Raw genomic sequence first — 15,769 nt, forward strand, 5'->3', positions numbered from 1 at the left:
GTACTATAAGAATAGTGTTATTTAATGAACCAGAAACATTTCCTCAATCAAAATTTAGAAAATTTTATTTTTCTATAAACAGCAAGAAGTGCCTTTTGTTTGCGCCATTGTAGCTTCACGACGATACTGAGCCGCAAGGTAAGGCAGCTGCCCACAGGGTTTGTTCAAAATTTAATTTCGCTCCGTTACCATTTTTCGATTCGGTTTTTTTCTGACCATGCGCCACTAAAATACTACTCCTTTAAATAATCTGCGATCACCTACGGTGGGCGCTTGCGCCATCGCTGCTAAATCGGACATTGCCCTGTTAAACCGATTTAACATCGCTTCTGCTACTTCTGGTTCTTTTTTAACAGTTGCTAACTTTTCCCGTACATGACGGTCTAGAGTTGCAACTGGATACGTGATTATTTGAAGAATAACCCCAATGTTAGTGAGAGCGATCGCCATCTGTGCGACAATCAACCAGATTCAGCATCAACCGCCGTAAACGCCGCCAAGTAAATGGGGTACAAGCGATCGCCATCGAAGAACGCAACTTGCAAGGTACGATTTTTACCATCGGGCGATCGCAACCAACCAATCCAAGATTTTTGTTGGCAACTTAGATGCTATCTGTGCCTTGTTGAGCAGTCATTGGAACCAAGCGGGCAATCACTTGAGATTTGCTGAGTTCTCTGATCAGACGCTGAGCTTGATGTTTGTAAAGTGGTGAATGCAATGTTCCCGGTAAGTTGTTCATAAAGTTTCTAGCCATAGTCAAACTACATCCAGAAATTCGGGTGATGGCATTAGCTCCCTCAAACACTGCTTCTGCTGTTAAGGCTCTTTCAACGTGTACTTGCCAGGTTTTTGGCATAAAGTTCTTTGTTCCTTGCTCGATGCGGCGAAGACCATTGGTCGTTGCCAGAACCACCATGCGATCGCCCAAAGGGCGGCTCCCTTTGGGAGCATCGCCTACACTTAAACGTATATCCTCAGAAGGCATCAACTTAGGAGGTTCTTGTTCTTTTATATAGAGAATTGGCACAACTCCATAGCCGTAAGCAATTTCAGATAGCATTAACCCATTAAGAGTATCATTAGCCTCAATTTGATATTCTGTAACTAATATAGTTTTTTGATTAACGCGGAACAGGTGAATAATTTCTTCCCCAAATGCTGCTCCAGTAAATGCTTCGGCTGCTACGGCGTAGGCAGATAGCACTTGAGCACTGGGTAGTAGTCTCGCTAAATTTTCACTTAAACCTTGACCAGTGGTGCGGATAACCAAATGGCTGTTTGGATTAGCATCATACGCCATCAAGCCGATTTCCAAATTCAGCATTTCCTCATCGGTGACGACAACGACGCTTTTTGCTGTGTTGAGATTTGCCTTAGCAAGAGACTCTTTTAAGGAACCAGCAATCAGTGGCATCTCGGGTAAAATCGTCGTGTCAAAATCTGTATTTAATGTAATGCCAACGAGGGGCTGCTTGTATTCTTGCAACAAAGCTACGACTCGCTGCCCAACTCGACCGAGTCCAACGACTACCACATGGTCTTTTTGAGGAATGGGTGGACGCCGTTTGCTTAACTGAAATCTAGCGCTTAGAAGTCTTTCCGTAAGAAAGCTATAGAGTATCCCGACTAAAATCGTACCAGCAATTGTTATTCCTAGGCTAATGAACCGCAACCAAAGAGAAACAGGAAATTCAAAATCGAAACCACCAAAAAAGTCACTAAATCCGCCTAGAAGCAGCATAACTGAAATGAAAAAGGAGTCTGCCAAACTTATGTTGGGGTCGTTCAACTGATACAAAACAGTTCCCACTAGCACTAAAAAGCCTACTGTGATTAAGCAGGCAATCCATACTTGTTGGAGTTGATTTTCATCACTTTTTCGCCAAAATTCAGCGATTTGCTGCTTAAAATTTAACCAATTAAAACGCTTGAGTCTTCTTAAGAAGTGCCAAGGATTTCGTAAGATATTCTTGGCAAATTTCTCTGAAGCAGGAGCAGATGGCTTGGTTGCTTCGATATAAACAATCGTGTCTCCTGGCTTTATACGTGTATCAGGCTCCCATTCATGGAAAGATTCGCATAAACTAGCACCATCAGAACTAATATAGAGAATCTTGCGAGTGTGAGTATTCAATTCGTGTAGCAGACGACCATAACACCAGCGATCGCCTGGGAACAAAACGCGCTTTACCACTCGTAGCCACTCTCCTTCTATGTTGAAAAATCCTAGTATTTCTGTACCAAGAGCGGCAAGGGCGAAGCTAGAAGCAGGGAGTTGAGTTGGTTCAAAGGCAACAAAATTTCCCAGATGTTCGCTCAATAATTCATTGAGATTTTGTTTAGATGAACGAACAACCAGGCGGGTTTGGGGATTAAGTTTCCTGACGACTAAAGCTGTTTCTGCATTGACTTGCTCATTACTCGTGACGATGATTGCAGCTCGACACTGCTGTATTTTGGCTTGTTGTAAAATACTGATTTGGCGACAGTCACCAATCACTAAGTCATCCCACAAATCTGGAAGGTTAGGAATCTCCCAATCTTGAGGTTGAATTTTGTCAATAGCAATGACGCTGACCTCAAACTTCTTGAGAGCAACAACACAATGCTGACCTAAACCACCTAGCCCACAAACTAAAAACTTATCCAAGGATTCCTCGGATTTCGCTGTCTTTTGCATATCTCTAGGTTTTTGTCAATGTTTTTTATATAATTATCCTATAGCAGAAAATAGAAATCACGCGATCGCCGTAAGCCTAGCGGCACCGCAGAAAAGGCGGGCACTGAGTCCCAAAGGGACACGCTACGCGGCGAGAGTGCCTGCGCTTTGCGCTTACGTGCCATCGCTCATCTCTACTATTAGCTTTTCGCTCTGATTTTTAACAAGAAAGAATAGAAGCGCTACTTCGCTCTCCCGAATGTCATGAATTCTTTAAACTGGCGGATCGATAATATTACAGCTATTTTCAGGTAAATAGACCACATTTGCCGTAGGGGCACAGCATTGCTGTGCCCTTACAGTGTGGTTCAAATACGTGAAAACTGCTGTAAGTCCGGTTAAAGACTTCTCATAAAGACCAGAGCTTTGCAGGGGGAAAGAAAATTTCAGACTTTTGCACAGATATCCTTTTTCATAACTAATTGCATCCTGATTTCTGACTTGTGACTTGTGAGTTCTTCTTCAACTTATGGCTCGCCGTTGAAAAATAATCATTTCAGTACCAACAACAGGGTTTCTTGCTACCAGTCTACCCTGTGAGTCGAGAATGTCTAAATGTGTGAAATCCATTTCCTTGGCGCGTTGCAGCATCTGAGCCAAGAGTTGCTCTTGTTGTAACTGTTTTATATTATACCAATAATCGCTAATCGTCACAGCGAGACTACTGGAACGGAAGTTAGCTTGAATCGACTGTATCAAACCAGGGGCAAAGCGATCGCTAACCTGGGCGACTTGATTTTCGATAGATGCAATCAAGGTTTGCTCTGGCGTCAATACCAAGGTTGGTGTGGGAGTTGGTTCCGGTTCTGGCGGCGGAGTTTCCTCCAGCGGCGCAGGGGTTTCCTCAGGTTGTGGTGTAGTTTCTGCTACAGCCGGAGGAGTTTGTTCAGCTGCGGCCGGTGCGGGAGGTGCTTCTAGTTCTGGCGGAATGGCGATCGTTGCGGGAGGCGTTTCCTCAGGTTGTGGTGTAGTTTCTGCTACAGCCGGAGGAGTTTGTTCGGCTGCGGGAGGTGCGGGAGGTGCTTCTAGTTCTGGCGGAATGGCGATCGTTGCGGGAGGCGTTTCCTCAGGTTGTGGTGTAGTTTCTGCTACAGCCGGAGGAGTTTGTTCGGCTGCGGGAGGTGCGGGAGGTGCTTCTAGTTCTGGCGGAATGGCGATCGTTGCTGGAGGTGTTTCCTCGGTAGGCGGAACAGTTGCAACCTGTGTAGGCTTACCTGAGAAAACAGTGGAAGTTGTCCAAATCAGCAGTACCGCAATTCCAGCAATTATCCCCGTTAAAGCCGTATCTGAGAACTTCCTTGATAAATTTGTTGGTAACAAAGAGCGAATTTTACCTAAAGCTGCACTCCACCCCAGCTGAAGCTTCTGCAAAAAACCGGGGGTTTCCTCAGAACCACGAGGGGGTGCTGTTTCCAGTTTCTCTACCGTTGTTTCTAGTAGCCCAATTGTCCCTCGTAGAATTTGGATAATTGTAGCCTTCCAAATTGGCTGGACTCTCTGGTATTGTTTTCGGGGAGGTTGAGCTGTTGACTCAACCATCGGTTGCGGCTGATTGTCTTCCGGTTCAGGGGAAAATGGTGGTTGTGAATTCTGATTGTCTTGGGGCATGGAACTTTCACCGTCAGCTGCGAATCAAAGACAAGAGTTCTGTAGAGACGCGCTGTTTGAAGCGTCTTTACACTGGTGGGGTGCAGCCTCCTCAGCCTTAATTTATCACTTCATTGCTTCGGCTATACTTTACTATTTATTGAATTTGGTCATTTATGAAGCTGAAACGCCGTCAATTTTTATTTTTCAGTAGCCTCAGCGCCATTGGTTTAGGATTTCTTGGCTGTGTTACTCGTCAAGCTGGTAAAAATGGTGGAATGGCTGCATCAAAAGCCGCAACACCCGGTAATCCAGCCAAAAACGAGTTGTTATGGCGTTTTGTTTCCGTGGCAGATACTGGTACTGGAGATCAAGGACAGTACGCTGTTGCTAAGGCAATGACTGATTATCATAGCAAAAATGCTTATGATTTGGTTGTTTTAGCTGGTGATAATATCTACACCAATGGCGAAATGGAAAAAATTGCTGCAGTGTTTGAGCGTCCTTATGCGCCTTTACTAAAGCAAGGTGTGAAATTTCAGGCTGTTCTAGGAAATCATGATATTCGCACGGCAAACGGTGAACTGCAACTGAAGTATGTCGGCTTTAATATGAAGGATCGCTATTACACATTTCGCCGCGATAATGTGCAATTTTTTGCTTTAGATACGAATACGAACGCTGATTGGGAAAAACAGCTAAAATGGTTAGAGCAAGAATTAAGCGCCTCTAATGCACCTTGGAAAGTTGTCTTTGGTCATCATCCAGTTTATGCATCAGGTGTGTATGGCAGCAATCCAGCCTTCATTAAAAGCTTTACTCCACTGTTTCAAAAATACGGTGTGCAACTCTATATAAATGGTCACGAACACCACTATGAACGCACTCGTTCTCTTAATGGAACGACTTATTTAATATGTGGTGGTGGTGCGGGAACTCGTCCTGTAGGACGTTCCGAATGGACGGAATATTCAGCAGAAAAGTTGAGTTTTGCCGCTTATGAGGTTTATGCAGATAGAATAGAAATTAGTGGGATCGGCACCGATAACCGCGTTTTTGATAAAGGTATTGTTCCACTGAAATCAGCTTAATTCTTAAGCTGATACATGGAGGCATTACAGTTTTTTTATAAAAAGTGTCATTTGTTCTTTATTGTTACAAAGAACAAATGACACAGCGCGATACTTGCCAGTCAGACGTGTCATTTTATGAGTTACAACTTATGAAAATCAAGCGCCTCAAAATGAACTCTTTCCGTGGAATCGGCGATTTGACGCTCGATTTCGATGACATGGCTCCAACTGTACTTATCGGTGTCAATGGGGTAGGAAAATCAAGGATACTTGATTGTCTTGCAATTCTTTTGTCCCAGTTGACAGGGCGAATTCAAGATTCCCTAATTTCGACGCGTTCTTTAAGTGAACAGGATATCACTAATGAAGACCAACAAACGCAGATTGAAATTACAATTAGTTTGCACGAAGGACAGGAATTAACCTGGTCTTTAAGTGAAGTTCGGGCGGAAGACCAATCTTCTCAAAGCAGTGCAGCAAGGCGCTTGGAAGAAATCAAGTCTTTATTAGAGATGAAACAGCGACCCCTGCAAAATCAGCCGGGTAACAAAAGCTTGAAACGAGCTTTGGAAGAGTTGTTGGACAATTTCAACCAGATAGAAGCTGATGACGTAAGCCAAGACTCTTTACAAGATTTACAAAGAGCGGTTGATGAAATAAATAGTGAGTTAGCAAATAATAATAACGCTAGCATACCTTTGACAGTTTACTACCCAGTAAATCGTGCTGTTCTTGATATGCCTTTGGAGATTTCCGAGGAATATTTAATTACTCAAAGAAATGCCTATGATCAAGCACTCACGGGAGGAAGAATTGACTTTAAAGGCTTCTTTGAATGGTTTAGAAACCGGGAAGATTTGGAAAATGAATTGCGGCGGGATAACCCCAATCATCGAGACAAACAGTTGGAATCGGTCAGAGGGGCAATATCATCATTACAACCAGATTTTTCCGACTTACGGGTTGAGCGATCGCCCTTGCGGATGACTGTAAAAAAACAAGGTCAGCAACTCATCGTCAATCAGTTATCTGATGGTGAAAAATGCTTATTAGCATTGGTGGGTGATTTAGCAAGGCGCTTGGCAATTGCCAACCCAGGTTTACCAGATCCACTCCAAGGGAACGGTGTTGTTCTCATTGACGAAATTGAGTTGCACCTGCATCCAAAATGGCAACGGCAAATTATTCCAGCTTTGACTAGAACATTCCCCAATTGTCAGTTTATCATCACCACCCATTCACCACAAGTACTGAGTCATGTCAAACCTGATAGCATCTACCTCCTAGAAGCAACACCTGAAGGTATCGTTACTGAACAACCTGAAAATTCGTTTGGCAGAGATAGTAATCAGATCCTAGAAGATTTGATGGGTGTATCTGAAAGACCACAGGAAATTAAAGAAAACCTCCGTGATTTGTTCAGATTAATTGACCAGGGACATCTTGATCGCGCCAAACAATTGCGCCAAAACTTAGCCGATGAAATTGGAGAAGACGATCCGGAGTTTGTACGAGCAGATGTCCTTATCCGACGCAAGGAAATTCTAAATCGATGAAATATATTCAAAAGACCAGAGAACCAGATAGCTTAACGAAATGGAAGCAGAAACTGGGGAAAAGGACACCTGATTGGAAATCCTTCCCACAAGCAATCAAAAATGAGGTGTACGAGTCGCTATTACAAGAGCAAGGTTACATCTGTGGCTACTGTGGTATGTCCATAGCTAGGAAGCAATGCCATATAGAACACTTTAGACCCAAGAGTGTTTATAAACACTTGACATTTGAGTACGCTAATCTGATAGCTTCATGCCAAGGTGAAGATGAACACAAACCTCGTGTACCAGTGCATTGTGGACACAAAAAACAAGCCTGGTTCGATGAGGAACTGATGATTTCTCCCTTAGATCCAAAATGTGCAGATTACTTTAAGTACTCTGGTTTTGGGGAAATTCTGCCAACAGATGATGTAGATAAGCAAAAAGCGGCTAATATCACAATTCAAAAACTAGCACTTGGTATTGATAAGTTGAGAAAGATGAGACGTGCAGCCATCGATGCAGCGTTGCAAGCGACTAGTGGGTTAACAGATACAGAAATACAGCTACTTGCCCAAGGATATCACAAGCCAGATGCAGATGGAAGAAACACACCCTTTTCTGCAGCAATTATGTATATACTTAAACAATATTTTTAGTATGGAAAGTTGCGATTCTCCAACAGGCACTGCGCTCTATACGATGCTGAGGAGGGACCCCAAGCGGGCAATGGCGCAAAGCGATCGCTGAAAGCGGGCGCTCCAACAAACTCATTGAAACTGCAAATCAGTAATAAAACGTCAGTTCGGGTTAAGGACACTTATGCAGCATTGATTGGCTGAAACTGCGAAAACACGTTAGTAAAGTCATAAAGTAAGTAACGGTGGAATCAGGGTTTCAGCTTATCCCGAACTCAGGTTAATAAACCTTCTGCCCACCCTTCGGGAAGGGCTTCGCCCTACAGCATAGCAGCATAGCTGCCTTTTGCCATAAAACACTCAAGAGTCAAAGGTCAAAAGTCAAAAGTTTTTTGGCTTTTTGACTCTTGACTCTGGACGACCCTCACGAAGAAATGTGTCAATTAAAAGCGTGACAGCTTAGCACTTAAGATAAGAAATTATCTACTTGGGTTGAAATAACAATTCCACTTTTCTCGGTTGGCGGAGGTCTAAACTTTCCTGACTAAGTTGTGTGAGTTTTCCAACAATCTCGTCAACATTTTTCTTAGCATCGCCAAAGAGCATACGAGTATTGTCCTTATAAAAGAGTGGATTCTCAACTCCAGCGTAGCCACTAGCCATACTGCGCTTCATCACTACGACGGTGCCAGCCTTCCAAACCTCCAGCACTGGCATTCCAGCAATTGGGCTATTTGGGTTTTCCAATGCGCTGGGGTTGACAGTGTCGTTAGCACCAATGACTAGTACAACATCAGTTTTTGGGAAGTCCTCGTTAATCTCATCCATTTCTAGTACGATGTCGTAGGGCAGACGAGCCTCAGCCAGAAGAACGTTCATGTGTCCGGGCATTCGACCAGCTACCGGATGGATGCCAAAGCGAATCTGTAGACCGCGATCGCGCAGCAGTTTGGTAAGATCTGAGACAGTATGTTGAGCCTGAGCTACTGCCATACCGTAGCCAGGGACGATGACAACACTCTTAGCATTTTGCAGGAGTTCCGCAGTATCCTCAATCGTCGTTTTGGTGACCTCACCCACAGTTCCCTCAGCGTCAACAGCTGCTGTGTCCGTCTCTGTGCCAAAGCCTCCTAAAATCACGCTAATGAATGACCGATTCATTGCCTTGCACATGATATAGCTGAGGATTGCACCACTACTGCCTACCAGCGCACCTGTAATGATGAGCAGATCGTTTGATAGCATAAAGCCAGCAGCAGCGGCTGCCCATCCAGAGTAGCTGTTGAGCATTGAGATCACAACCGGCATATCCGCACCACCAATCCCCATCACGAGATGAATGCCTAACACTGAGGCGATCGCGGACATCATCAACAGCGGTTGCAGTCCATTGATATTTTCTGCCCCTAAAAACTGGGCACCGAGCCACACTGCAGCCCCAAGCATACCTAGGTTAAGCCAATGACGTGCTGGCAAAAGTAGAGGTTTGCTGCTGATGATGCCTCGTAGTTTACCAAAGGCAACCACTGAACCTGTAAAGGTCACAGCACCAATGAAGACACCCACAAAAATTTCAATCTGGTGGATTGTGGACTCAACTCCGGTCAGCGATTGTGACTGTTGCAGATAATTGGCAATGCCTACTAGAACTGCCGCAACACCAACAAAGCTATGTAGAATGGCTACAAGTTCCGGCATGGAAGTCATCGCTACACGAGAAGCTACACTTGCACCGATAACCGCTCCTGGTATGACAACTGAGGGCAAGATACCGTATGCACTCACGTCTAGTGAGAGCGCGGTAGCAACGAAAGCAATAAGCATACCAATGATCCCGTAAATATTGCCTTTGCGAGCCGTTTCCTGATCAGACAATCCCCCCAGGCTGAGAATGAATAAGGCACTAGCCACAATATACGCCACTGTCAGTAGGTTATTTGACATAGTTTCTTTCTACTTTTGAAACATCCTGAGCATACGTTGGGTGACGAGGAAGCCACCTGAAATGTTGATTGTCCCGACCAGGATAGCGATCGCACCAAGGATGGTGGTGAGTGAATTCGATGCCCCAGAGATTTGGAGCATACCGCCAATAATAATGATGCCGCTAATCGCATTGGTGACACTCATCAGCGGCGTGTGCAGAGCTGGCTTAACGTTCCAAATGACTTGCCAGCCAACGAAGCAAGCTAAGACAAACACAGTGAAGTGAGACAAAAACGAAGGAGGCGCACTGATACCAATACCAAGCAGAGCGAAACCAACAAGGAGCAGCCACAACAGGTCACGCCTACCCTTCAATTGCGGAGCACTCAGAGCGGAGGAGGAGATGAGGGGGGAAGTGGGTGATGGAGAGACAAGGGAAGGCTCTTTCTCCTTGTCTGGGTGTCTCTTTGTCTCCGTGTCTCCCTGTCCCCGTGTCTCCTTGTCTGGGTGTCTCTTTGTCCCCGTGTCTCCCTGTCCCCTTGTCTCCTTGTCCTTTTTAGGTGGAGGCCAAGTCACCTCTCCATCATGGACTACTAGCATACCTCGGACAACCTCATCTTCGAGATTGACATGGAAGCTATTAGCTCCACCCATTTCTTCAAGCACATAGCAAATATTGGTGCCATAAAGCTGGCTAGCTTGTTGAGCCATACGGCTAGGCAGGTCAGTCAGACCTACAATTGTCACTCCTTTGTAACAGTAGACTTCATCAGGGTGAGTACAGGCACAATTGCCGCCCTGCTCTGCAGCAAGATCAACAATGACCGAGCCGTCCTTCATAGTCTCAACCATGTCCTGCGTCACTAGCACAGGTGCTCTTTTCCCTGGAATTAACGCTGTCGTGATGATGATGTCAACCTCTTTAGCCTGAGCAGCAAATAGCTCCATTTCAGCTTTGATAAATTCGTCACTCATGACCTTGGCGTAGCCGCCCTCACCACTGCCATCCTCTGCAAATTGAAGTTCCAGAAACTCTGCTCCTAGACTTTCTACTTGCTCCTTGACCACAAGGCGCGTATCAAAAGCACGGACAACTGCACCTAGGCTCTTAGCAGTACTAATAGCTGCGAGTCCAGCGACACCAGCACCAATCACCAGGACCTTCGCGGGCGGCACCTTTCCGGCTGCCGTTATCTGCCCGTTAAAGAACCGTCCAAAGTGATTAGCAGCTTCAATCACAGCGCGGTACCCAGCGAGATTTGCCATTGAACTCAGGGCATCCATCTTTTGTGCCCGAGTAATACGCGGCACCGCATCCATTGCTAACACCGTGACCTTACGTGCTGCTAATTTGTCCAGTAAATCGGGGTTTTGGGCTGGCCAGATGAAGCCGATCAAAGTGCCCTCCTCAGCAAGCAGTTCGGTTTCATCTTTGCCGAGATCCGGGCGCATCTGGGGCGGACGAACTTTGAGTACGATATCTGCGTCTGACCATAAAGTAGGAGCATCCGGTACAATATTGCATCCGGTCTCTATATAGGCAGCGTTTGTAAAGTTTGCTCTTTCGCCTGCACCAGACTCAACTAGCACATCGAAACCAAGCTTCATAAGATACTTGGCTGTGTCCGGGGTGGCTGCTACGCGATATTCGCCAGAGTAAACTTCCTTCGGGATACCAACCTTCATGGGTGTCTCCTTTCCATTTAGCTGAGTTCCCTAGGCAAAGAGAGATCATCACTCGTCTAGAGTTTGGCTTTAAATATACTATCAAGGGTAATGTTTTATATCTGTCTGGCTGTTTTAATTCTTCACAAGAAGGGTTGTAGTGGATTGATAGTGCTAGGTTCAGCAGGATTGTTTTTGAAGCACAAGCGTTCACTGCATAATAGGAAAATTAGCAATTAAATACATAATCCTTAGCTCATTACAACTTTGTTTTTGCCATGCCAGATGTTCGGTTCGATAAATACTACGGTTATGAAGATTTAACTCGTATTCTCCATGCTTATGCTCAGGAATTTCCTCACCTTGTAAGTATAGAAAGCATCGGCAAGAGCTACGAAGAGCGTGACATCTGGCTGATTACAGTCACCAATTTTGCCACAGGTTCGGCTCGCGAAAAGCCTGCCTTTTGGGTTGATGGCAATATTCACGCCGTAGAAGTGGCACCATCGAGTGTCTGTCTGTACCTCATACAAACATTAGTAACAAGCTACGGAACTCACCCAGATATCACTCGTTGTTTGGACACCCGCACCTTCTACATTTGCCCCCGCGTCAACCCTGATGGAGCTGAGTTGGCATTGGCGAGTTCGCCAAAATTTATTCGCTCTAGCACCCGTCCTTATCCCCATGATGAGCAAGATGAGGACGGTTTAGTCATTGAAGATATAGATGGCGATCGCCGCGTCTTGATGATGCGAATTCCTGATCCTAACGGAGCGTGGAAAATCTGCCCCACCGAACCACGCCTGTTGGTACCCCGTGAGCCAACAGAAACAGGTGGGCAGTATTACCGAGTTTTGCCAGAAGGACGTATAGAGAATTACGACGGTGTGCAAATTCACCTCCAGCCTACCAAGCAGGGGTTAGACTTGAACCGTAATTTTCCGAATATGTGGCGACAAGAGCATGAGCAGGCAGGTTCTGGTGCTTATCCTACTTCTGAGCCGGAGGTGCGATCGCTTGTACAATTTATCAGCACTCATCCTAACATCACAGGAGCGACTACGTTCCACACGTTTAGTGGTGTTTTGTTACGCGCCTATAGCTATGCCAGCGATGAGGAATTACCTGTTAAAGACTTGCGTACCTACCAGCACATCGGCAAAAAGGGGACTGAACTCACTGATTACCCCGCTATTTCTGGATTTCATGAGTTCCGTTATCATCCGAAACAGGTGATTGGCGGTACTTTCCACGACTGGGTTTATGAACACCAAGGTGTATTTGGCTGGACGGTAGAAGTTTGGAGCCCTCAACGCCAAGCAGGTATTACTGAGTATAAATATATTGAATGGCAACGCGAACACCCTTTAGAAGATGACCTGAAGCTACTGCGCTGGAGCGACAAACAATTGGGAGGAAAAGGCTACATTGACTGGTATCCGTTCAACCATCCCCAACTCGGTCAAGTCGAACTGGGGGGTTGGGATACTATGTATGCTTGGTCAAATCCACCACCAGAATTTTTAGAGAAGGAAATTGCCCGTTTTCCCGATTGGCTAGTGTGGCATCTATTAATCTCTCCCTACTTGGAGATTTACGAAGCGAGTGTCCACAGCTTGGGCAATGATACTTATCGAGTGCGGCTGGTTATACATAATACAGGCTGGCTACCCACCTACGTCACTGAAAAAGCCCTAGAGAAAAAGCTGGTGCGGGGCTGTATCTGTGAAATTGAGTTGCCTGTTGGTGCAACTTTAGAGACAGGTAAGCTGCGTGAAGACTTGGGTCAATTAGAGGGACGTGCCTATAAACCCTCAGCTCCAATTAGGCGGCATACAGATTCTACCCAGGATCGGGCGAAGGTAGAATGGGTTGTGCGATCGCCTCAGGGTGGTACAGTCAAACTGTCAGCGCGTCATGAACGTGCGGGAGTTGTACAGACTGAGGTGACTTTGCAGTGATGTCCATTTTTGAATATTGCCGCAAGTCATATCTTTCTATAGCAATCCGCGCAGGATTTATGAAAAATCTTAAGTATTGTAGGGTGGGCAGTGCTTACCGTATTTTGCCAACTACATCCGGGTTTTGCGTTCGCACTGCCCTCCGCAAGCGTGCCGTTCAAAAATCTGCACAGGAGTCCTATAGTACAACACAGTGTAACTTAACTACTCCAAGTGGTACCAATACGGTTCGGTTAAGGAGGTTATCTGTGATGCCCAGTCTCAAAAGCTGGCTGTTCAGGCGTATATTTCCCCTCTTCCAAGGGTATTATTTTTTGGGCGTTGCTGATTCAAAGTATGAATTTAGCTAGCTCGGGCATTCATCCCACGCTCCCCTCCGGGTGAGACGTGGGATGAATGCCCGGACAAAAACGAGGTACACCCCTGACCTATGTTGACTGTCAGTTAGCGCGCGAGAGGGGTGTCCGAGTTTTTGTCAATCTCCGGGATTTTTAACGAGTCAATGAGGTCTTCAATAACGTGAGTCATTGTTGTATCTTTCATAGTTGCATATAACCGCAACTTATCCATCCTACGCTTGCTCATCCGAATTCTTAAATAATCGTCTTTCATAAAATCTCCTCATTATCTCCCCATAAATGCTATCATAAGTACAACAAGGAGGTAATTAAAAGTGTTGAAAGCAGTTAAGGTCAGGCTATACCCAACAACTGAACAAGAAATAGCTCTATCCAAATCGTTTGGTTGTGCGTTCCGGGTATTGGAACTATGCCTTAAATGCTTGCATTCAACGCTACAAAGAAACTGGAAAGTCTTTGAAATTAAGTGTTTACAAAGCTTATCTCCCGCAATTAAAAGTAGAATACCCTTGGTTAAAAGACGATTGTTACTCTGCTGTTTTGCAATGCGTAGCAATTAACTTGAACAAGGCTTATACTAACTTTTTTGAGGGACGCGCTAAGTTTCCTAGGTTTAAGTCAAAGCACCACAAGCAATCAATCCAGTATCCTCAAAATGTTAAAGTTGTGGGAGACTGTTTGGAAGTTCCAAAAATTGGTGTTATTAAAGCAGTTTTTCATAGACTAATTGAGGGAAAAGTTAAGACAGTCACCATCAGTAAGACTCCTACAGACAAATACTTCGCTTCTATTCTGTGTGAACTAGAGGATGGTGCTGGAACTACTGGTGGTAAAACGCTAGGCATTGACCTTGGAATCAAAGACTTCGCTATTGTTCACGATGGTGAGCAAGTTACCAAACACTCAAATCCAAAACACCTGAAACGTCATGAGAAGAATCTAGCTCGCAAGCAGAAAAAGTTTGCTCGTGTAGAGACGCGCTGTTTGAAGCGTCTCTACAAGGAAGTAACTCAAGAAACAAGTATAAAAAACTACTAGCTAAGGTTCACGAGCGAGTATCAAATTCCCGCCAAGATTTTTTGCATAAATTAAGTAGAAAACTGGTAAACGCGCATTCAAGTCATTGTCGTGGAGAATCTTCACGTCAAGGGAATGGTACGGAACCGCAAGCTATCACGCGTCAATATCCGATGTGGGTTGGGGAATGTTCGTTAACTTCCTAGACTGCAAGTTAAAAGTCAAGGATGGTCAACCCTCCGGGTGAGCAGCGCGTTGCGGGGGGAACCCCCCCCACCGCGCTGCTCACTTGTGGAGATAGGGAGATTCTTCCCCAGTTCCAAAACCTGTTCATGCTGCGGTCACATTATTGATGAGTTAACACTCGATATCCGTGAATGGGATTGCCCTGAATGCAGGACTCATCATGACCGTGATGTTAATGCAGCATTAAATATAAGGAATCAAGGAATTCGGATATTATCTATGGGCGGAGGGAACCCCGTTCTTGCGCCCGCCGAGGCGGAGTAAGACCAACAAACCGCTGCGGTGGACGGGCATCTGTCAATGAAGCCGGAAGCCTACACCGTACCGCGGCTGTCGGTGTAGGTAGTTCACTGAAATAATTTATCGCTCAACAGCAGTTGAGGCTAGTACTGCGTTATCGTGGGTGATAGCAGCTTTAAGCAGTTAGACCGAAGCAGAGCGTTAAAAGCAAACGCAAAAGCAAATGCAATTGTGTACTACAACTTTGACAAGAGTTGTTGCTCCCGCAGCGATTATAATTCTTAGTCTGTCTGCACTTTCCAGTGGACTAATCGGATCTGTTCATGCACAAACTACTCGTACTGATACCACAAGTAGTAATTCTAAAGGCTCGGTTAACTTGCTCAACCGAGGACGTGACAGATTTCAGCACGGAGACTATAGGGGAGCGGTTCAAGACTTTAATCAGGCAATAATCCTCAATCCCAACAATGCTAACGCCTACTATAGTCGGGGTCTTCTTCTACACAAATTGGGAGACGCTTTGGGCGCAGTATTGGACTTTGATCGGGCATTACAACTCAATCCCCGCTTAGCTGAGGCTTACTTTCATAGAGCTGGTGCTCGCTATGGTATTGGAGACGAAACTGGAACAATCCTGGACTTACAGCTAGCAGCTAAGCTCTTTCTATTGCAAGGAGACACAAAAGGCTATCAACAAGCACAGAATCTAATTAAACAGCTTCAGCACCTGATTGATTGACACTCCTCGCCCTATAAGGGATTTCCAAGAAATAAATTATCCATCTTCTGGG

Annotated in this window: 15 protein-coding genes; 9 read left to right on the forward strand and 6 right to left on the reverse strand. The window is 45.3% G+C overall.

Annotated elements, in window-relative coordinates; translation table 11 throughout:
• Positions 1-225: 225 nt before the first annotated feature.
• Complete coding sequence (locus ACM0OZ_RS29400; protein WP_414586377.1) at positions 226-465, reverse strand: hypothetical protein; 240 nt, start codon at positions 463-465, stop codon at positions 226-228.
• On the opposite strand from ACM0OZ_RS29400, the gene ACM0OZ_RS29405 reads away from it, so the two are divergent.
• Positions 453-608 carry a hypothetical protein gene (locus ACM0OZ_RS29405; protein WP_414586378.1) on the forward strand — a complete coding sequence of 52 codons (156 nt, stop codon included), beginning with the start codon at positions 453-455 and terminating at the stop codon, positions 606-608. The two genes, ACM0OZ_RS29400 and ACM0OZ_RS29405, sit on opposite strands and share 13 nt — an antisense overlap.
• On the opposite strand, the gene ACM0OZ_RS29410 is transcribed toward ACM0OZ_RS29405, so the two are convergent.
• From ACM0OZ_RS29410 to ACM0OZ_RS29420, 3 genes are all read right to left on the reverse strand, one after another.
• The gene (locus ACM0OZ_RS29410) at positions 605-2,683 is read right to left on the reverse strand and encodes an NAD-binding protein (protein WP_414586379.1); all 2,079 of its coding nucleotides are present in this window, start codon (positions 2,681-2,683) and stop codon (positions 605-607) included. The two genes, ACM0OZ_RS29405 and ACM0OZ_RS29410, sit on opposite strands and share 4 nt — an antisense overlap.
• A gap of 38 nt (positions 2,684-2,721) precedes the next feature.
• Complete coding sequence (locus ACM0OZ_RS29415) at positions 2,722-2,847, reverse strand: hypothetical protein (RefSeq protein ID WP_414586380.1); 126 nt, start codon at positions 2,845-2,847, stop codon at positions 2,722-2,724.
• A gap of 337 nt (positions 2,848-3,184) precedes the next feature.
• Positions 3,185-4,330 carry a hypothetical protein gene (locus tag ACM0OZ_RS29420; protein WP_414586381.1) on the reverse strand — a complete coding sequence of 382 codons (1,146 nt, stop codon included), beginning with the start codon at positions 4,328-4,330 and terminating at the stop codon, positions 3,185-3,187.
• Between the two features lie 155 nt (positions 4,331-4,485).
• Between ACM0OZ_RS29420 and ACM0OZ_RS29425 the strand changes: the two genes are divergently transcribed.
• The 3 genes from ACM0OZ_RS29425 (at position 4,486) to ACM0OZ_RS29435 (ending at position 7,579) form a co-directional block, all read left to right on the forward strand.
• Positions 4,486-5,400, forward strand: a complete 915-nt coding sequence (locus ACM0OZ_RS29425; RefSeq protein ID WP_414586382.1) for a metallophosphoesterase family protein — start codon at positions 4,486-4,488, stop codon at positions 5,398-5,400.
• A 131-nt stretch (positions 5,401-5,531) separates the two neighbouring features.
• The gene (locus ACM0OZ_RS29430; RefSeq protein ID WP_414586397.1) at positions 5,532-6,938 is read left to right on the forward strand and encodes an AAA family ATPase; all 1,407 of its coding nucleotides are present in this window, start codon (positions 5,532-5,534) and stop codon (positions 6,936-6,938) included.
• The gene (locus ACM0OZ_RS29435) at positions 6,935-7,579 is read left to right on the forward strand and encodes a retron system putative HNH endonuclease (protein WP_414586383.1); all 645 of its coding nucleotides are present in this window, start codon (positions 6,935-6,937) and stop codon (positions 7,577-7,579) included. Before ACM0OZ_RS29430 ends, ACM0OZ_RS29435 begins: the two co-directional genes overlap by 4 nt.
• Positions 7,580-8,041: 462 nt before the next feature.
• Here ACM0OZ_RS29435 and pntB read toward each other — a convergent pair whose 3' ends face one another.
• A complete protein-coding gene (gene pntB, locus ACM0OZ_RS29440; protein ID WP_414586384.1) occupies positions 8,042-9,502 on the reverse strand; it encodes a Re/Si-specific NAD(P)(+) transhydrogenase subunit beta in 1,461 nt (486 codons plus the stop codon).
• A 9-nt stretch (positions 9,503-9,511) separates the two neighbouring features.
• Entirely contained in the window at positions 9,512-11,170 is a 1,659-nt protein-coding gene (pntA, locus tag ACM0OZ_RS29445; RefSeq protein WP_414586385.1) for a Re/Si-specific NAD(P)(+) transhydrogenase subunit alpha, read from the reverse strand.
• Between the two features lie 257 nt (positions 11,171-11,427).
• Here pntA and ACM0OZ_RS29450 point away from each other — a divergent pair, with 257 nt between their 5' ends.
• The 5 genes from ACM0OZ_RS29450 to ACM0OZ_RS29470 all read left to right on the forward strand — a co-directional run bounded on the left by ACM0OZ_RS29450 (position 11,428) and on the right by ACM0OZ_RS29470 (position 15,717).
• Positions 11,428-13,113 (forward strand): M14 family metallopeptidase, encoded by a 1,686-nt coding sequence (locus tag ACM0OZ_RS29450; RefSeq protein WP_414586386.1) that lies wholly within the window; start codon positions 11,428-11,430, stop codon positions 13,111-13,113.
• Positions 13,114-13,859: 746 nt separating this feature from the next.
• Entirely contained in the window at positions 13,860-14,510 is a 651-nt protein-coding gene (locus ACM0OZ_RS29455; protein WP_414586387.1) for an RNA-guided endonuclease InsQ/TnpB family protein, read from the forward strand.
• A complete protein-coding gene (locus ACM0OZ_RS29460; RefSeq protein ID WP_414586398.1) occupies positions 14,453-14,695 on the forward strand; it encodes a transposase in 243 nt (80 codons plus the stop codon). The genes ACM0OZ_RS29455 and ACM0OZ_RS29460 overlap by 58 nt, the downstream gene beginning before the upstream one ends.
• 85 nt (positions 14,696-14,780) lie before the next feature.
• Complete coding sequence (locus ACM0OZ_RS29465; RefSeq protein ID WP_414586388.1) at positions 14,781-14,999, forward strand: zinc ribbon domain-containing protein; 219 nt, start codon at positions 14,781-14,783, stop codon at positions 14,997-14,999.
• A gap of 199 nt (positions 15,000-15,198) precedes the next feature.
• Positions 15,199-15,717 carry a tetratricopeptide repeat protein gene (locus ACM0OZ_RS29470; RefSeq protein ID WP_414586389.1) on the forward strand — a complete coding sequence of 173 codons (519 nt, stop codon included), beginning with the start codon at positions 15,199-15,201 and terminating at the stop codon, positions 15,715-15,717.
• Positions 15,718-15,769 lie beyond the last annotated feature (52 nt).

The sequence above is a fragment of the Scytonema sp. PCC 10023 genome (assembly GCF_963920835.1).
In the GTDB taxonomy this organism is placed as follows: Bacteria; Cyanobacteriota; Cyanobacteriia; order Cyanobacteriales; family Nostocaceae; genus Kalymmatonema.

Coding starts and splice junctions, on each gene's coding strand:
- pntB (WP_414586384.1), bottom strand. CDS start 9,502: ATGTCAAATAACCTACTGACAGTGGCGTATATTGTGGCTAGTGCCTTA.
- ACM0OZ_RS29470 (WP_414586389.1), top strand. CDS start 15,199: ATGCAATTGTGTACTACAACTTTGACAAGAGTTGTTGCTCCCGCAGCG.
- ACM0OZ_RS29420 (WP_414586381.1), bottom strand. CDS start 4,330: ATGCCCCAAGACAATCAGAATTCACAACCACCATTTTCCCCTGAACCG.
- ACM0OZ_RS29415 (WP_414586380.1), bottom strand. CDS start 2,847: ATGGCACGTAAGCGCAAAGCGCAGGCACTCTCGCCGCGTAGCGTGTCC.
- ACM0OZ_RS29425 (WP_414586382.1), top strand. CDS start 4,486: ATGAAGCTGAAACGCCGTCAATTTTTATTTTTCAGTAGCCTCAGCGCC.
- ACM0OZ_RS29410 (WP_414586379.1), bottom strand. CDS start 2,683: ATGCAAAAGACAGCGAAATCCGAGGAATCCTTGGATAAGTTTTTAGTT.
- ACM0OZ_RS29430 (WP_414586397.1), top strand. CDS start 5,532: ATGAAAATCAAGCGCCTCAAAATGAACTCTTTCCGTGGAATCGGCGAT.
- ACM0OZ_RS29450 (WP_414586386.1), top strand. CDS start 11,428: ATGCCAGATGTTCGGTTCGATAAATACTACGGTTATGAAGATTTAACT.
- ACM0OZ_RS29435 (WP_414586383.1), top strand. CDS start 6,935: ATGAAATATATTCAAAAGACCAGAGAACCAGATAGCTTAACGAAATGG.
- pntA (WP_414586385.1), bottom strand. CDS start 11,170: ATGAAGGTTGGTATCCCGAAGGAAGTTTACTCTGGCGAATATCGCGTA.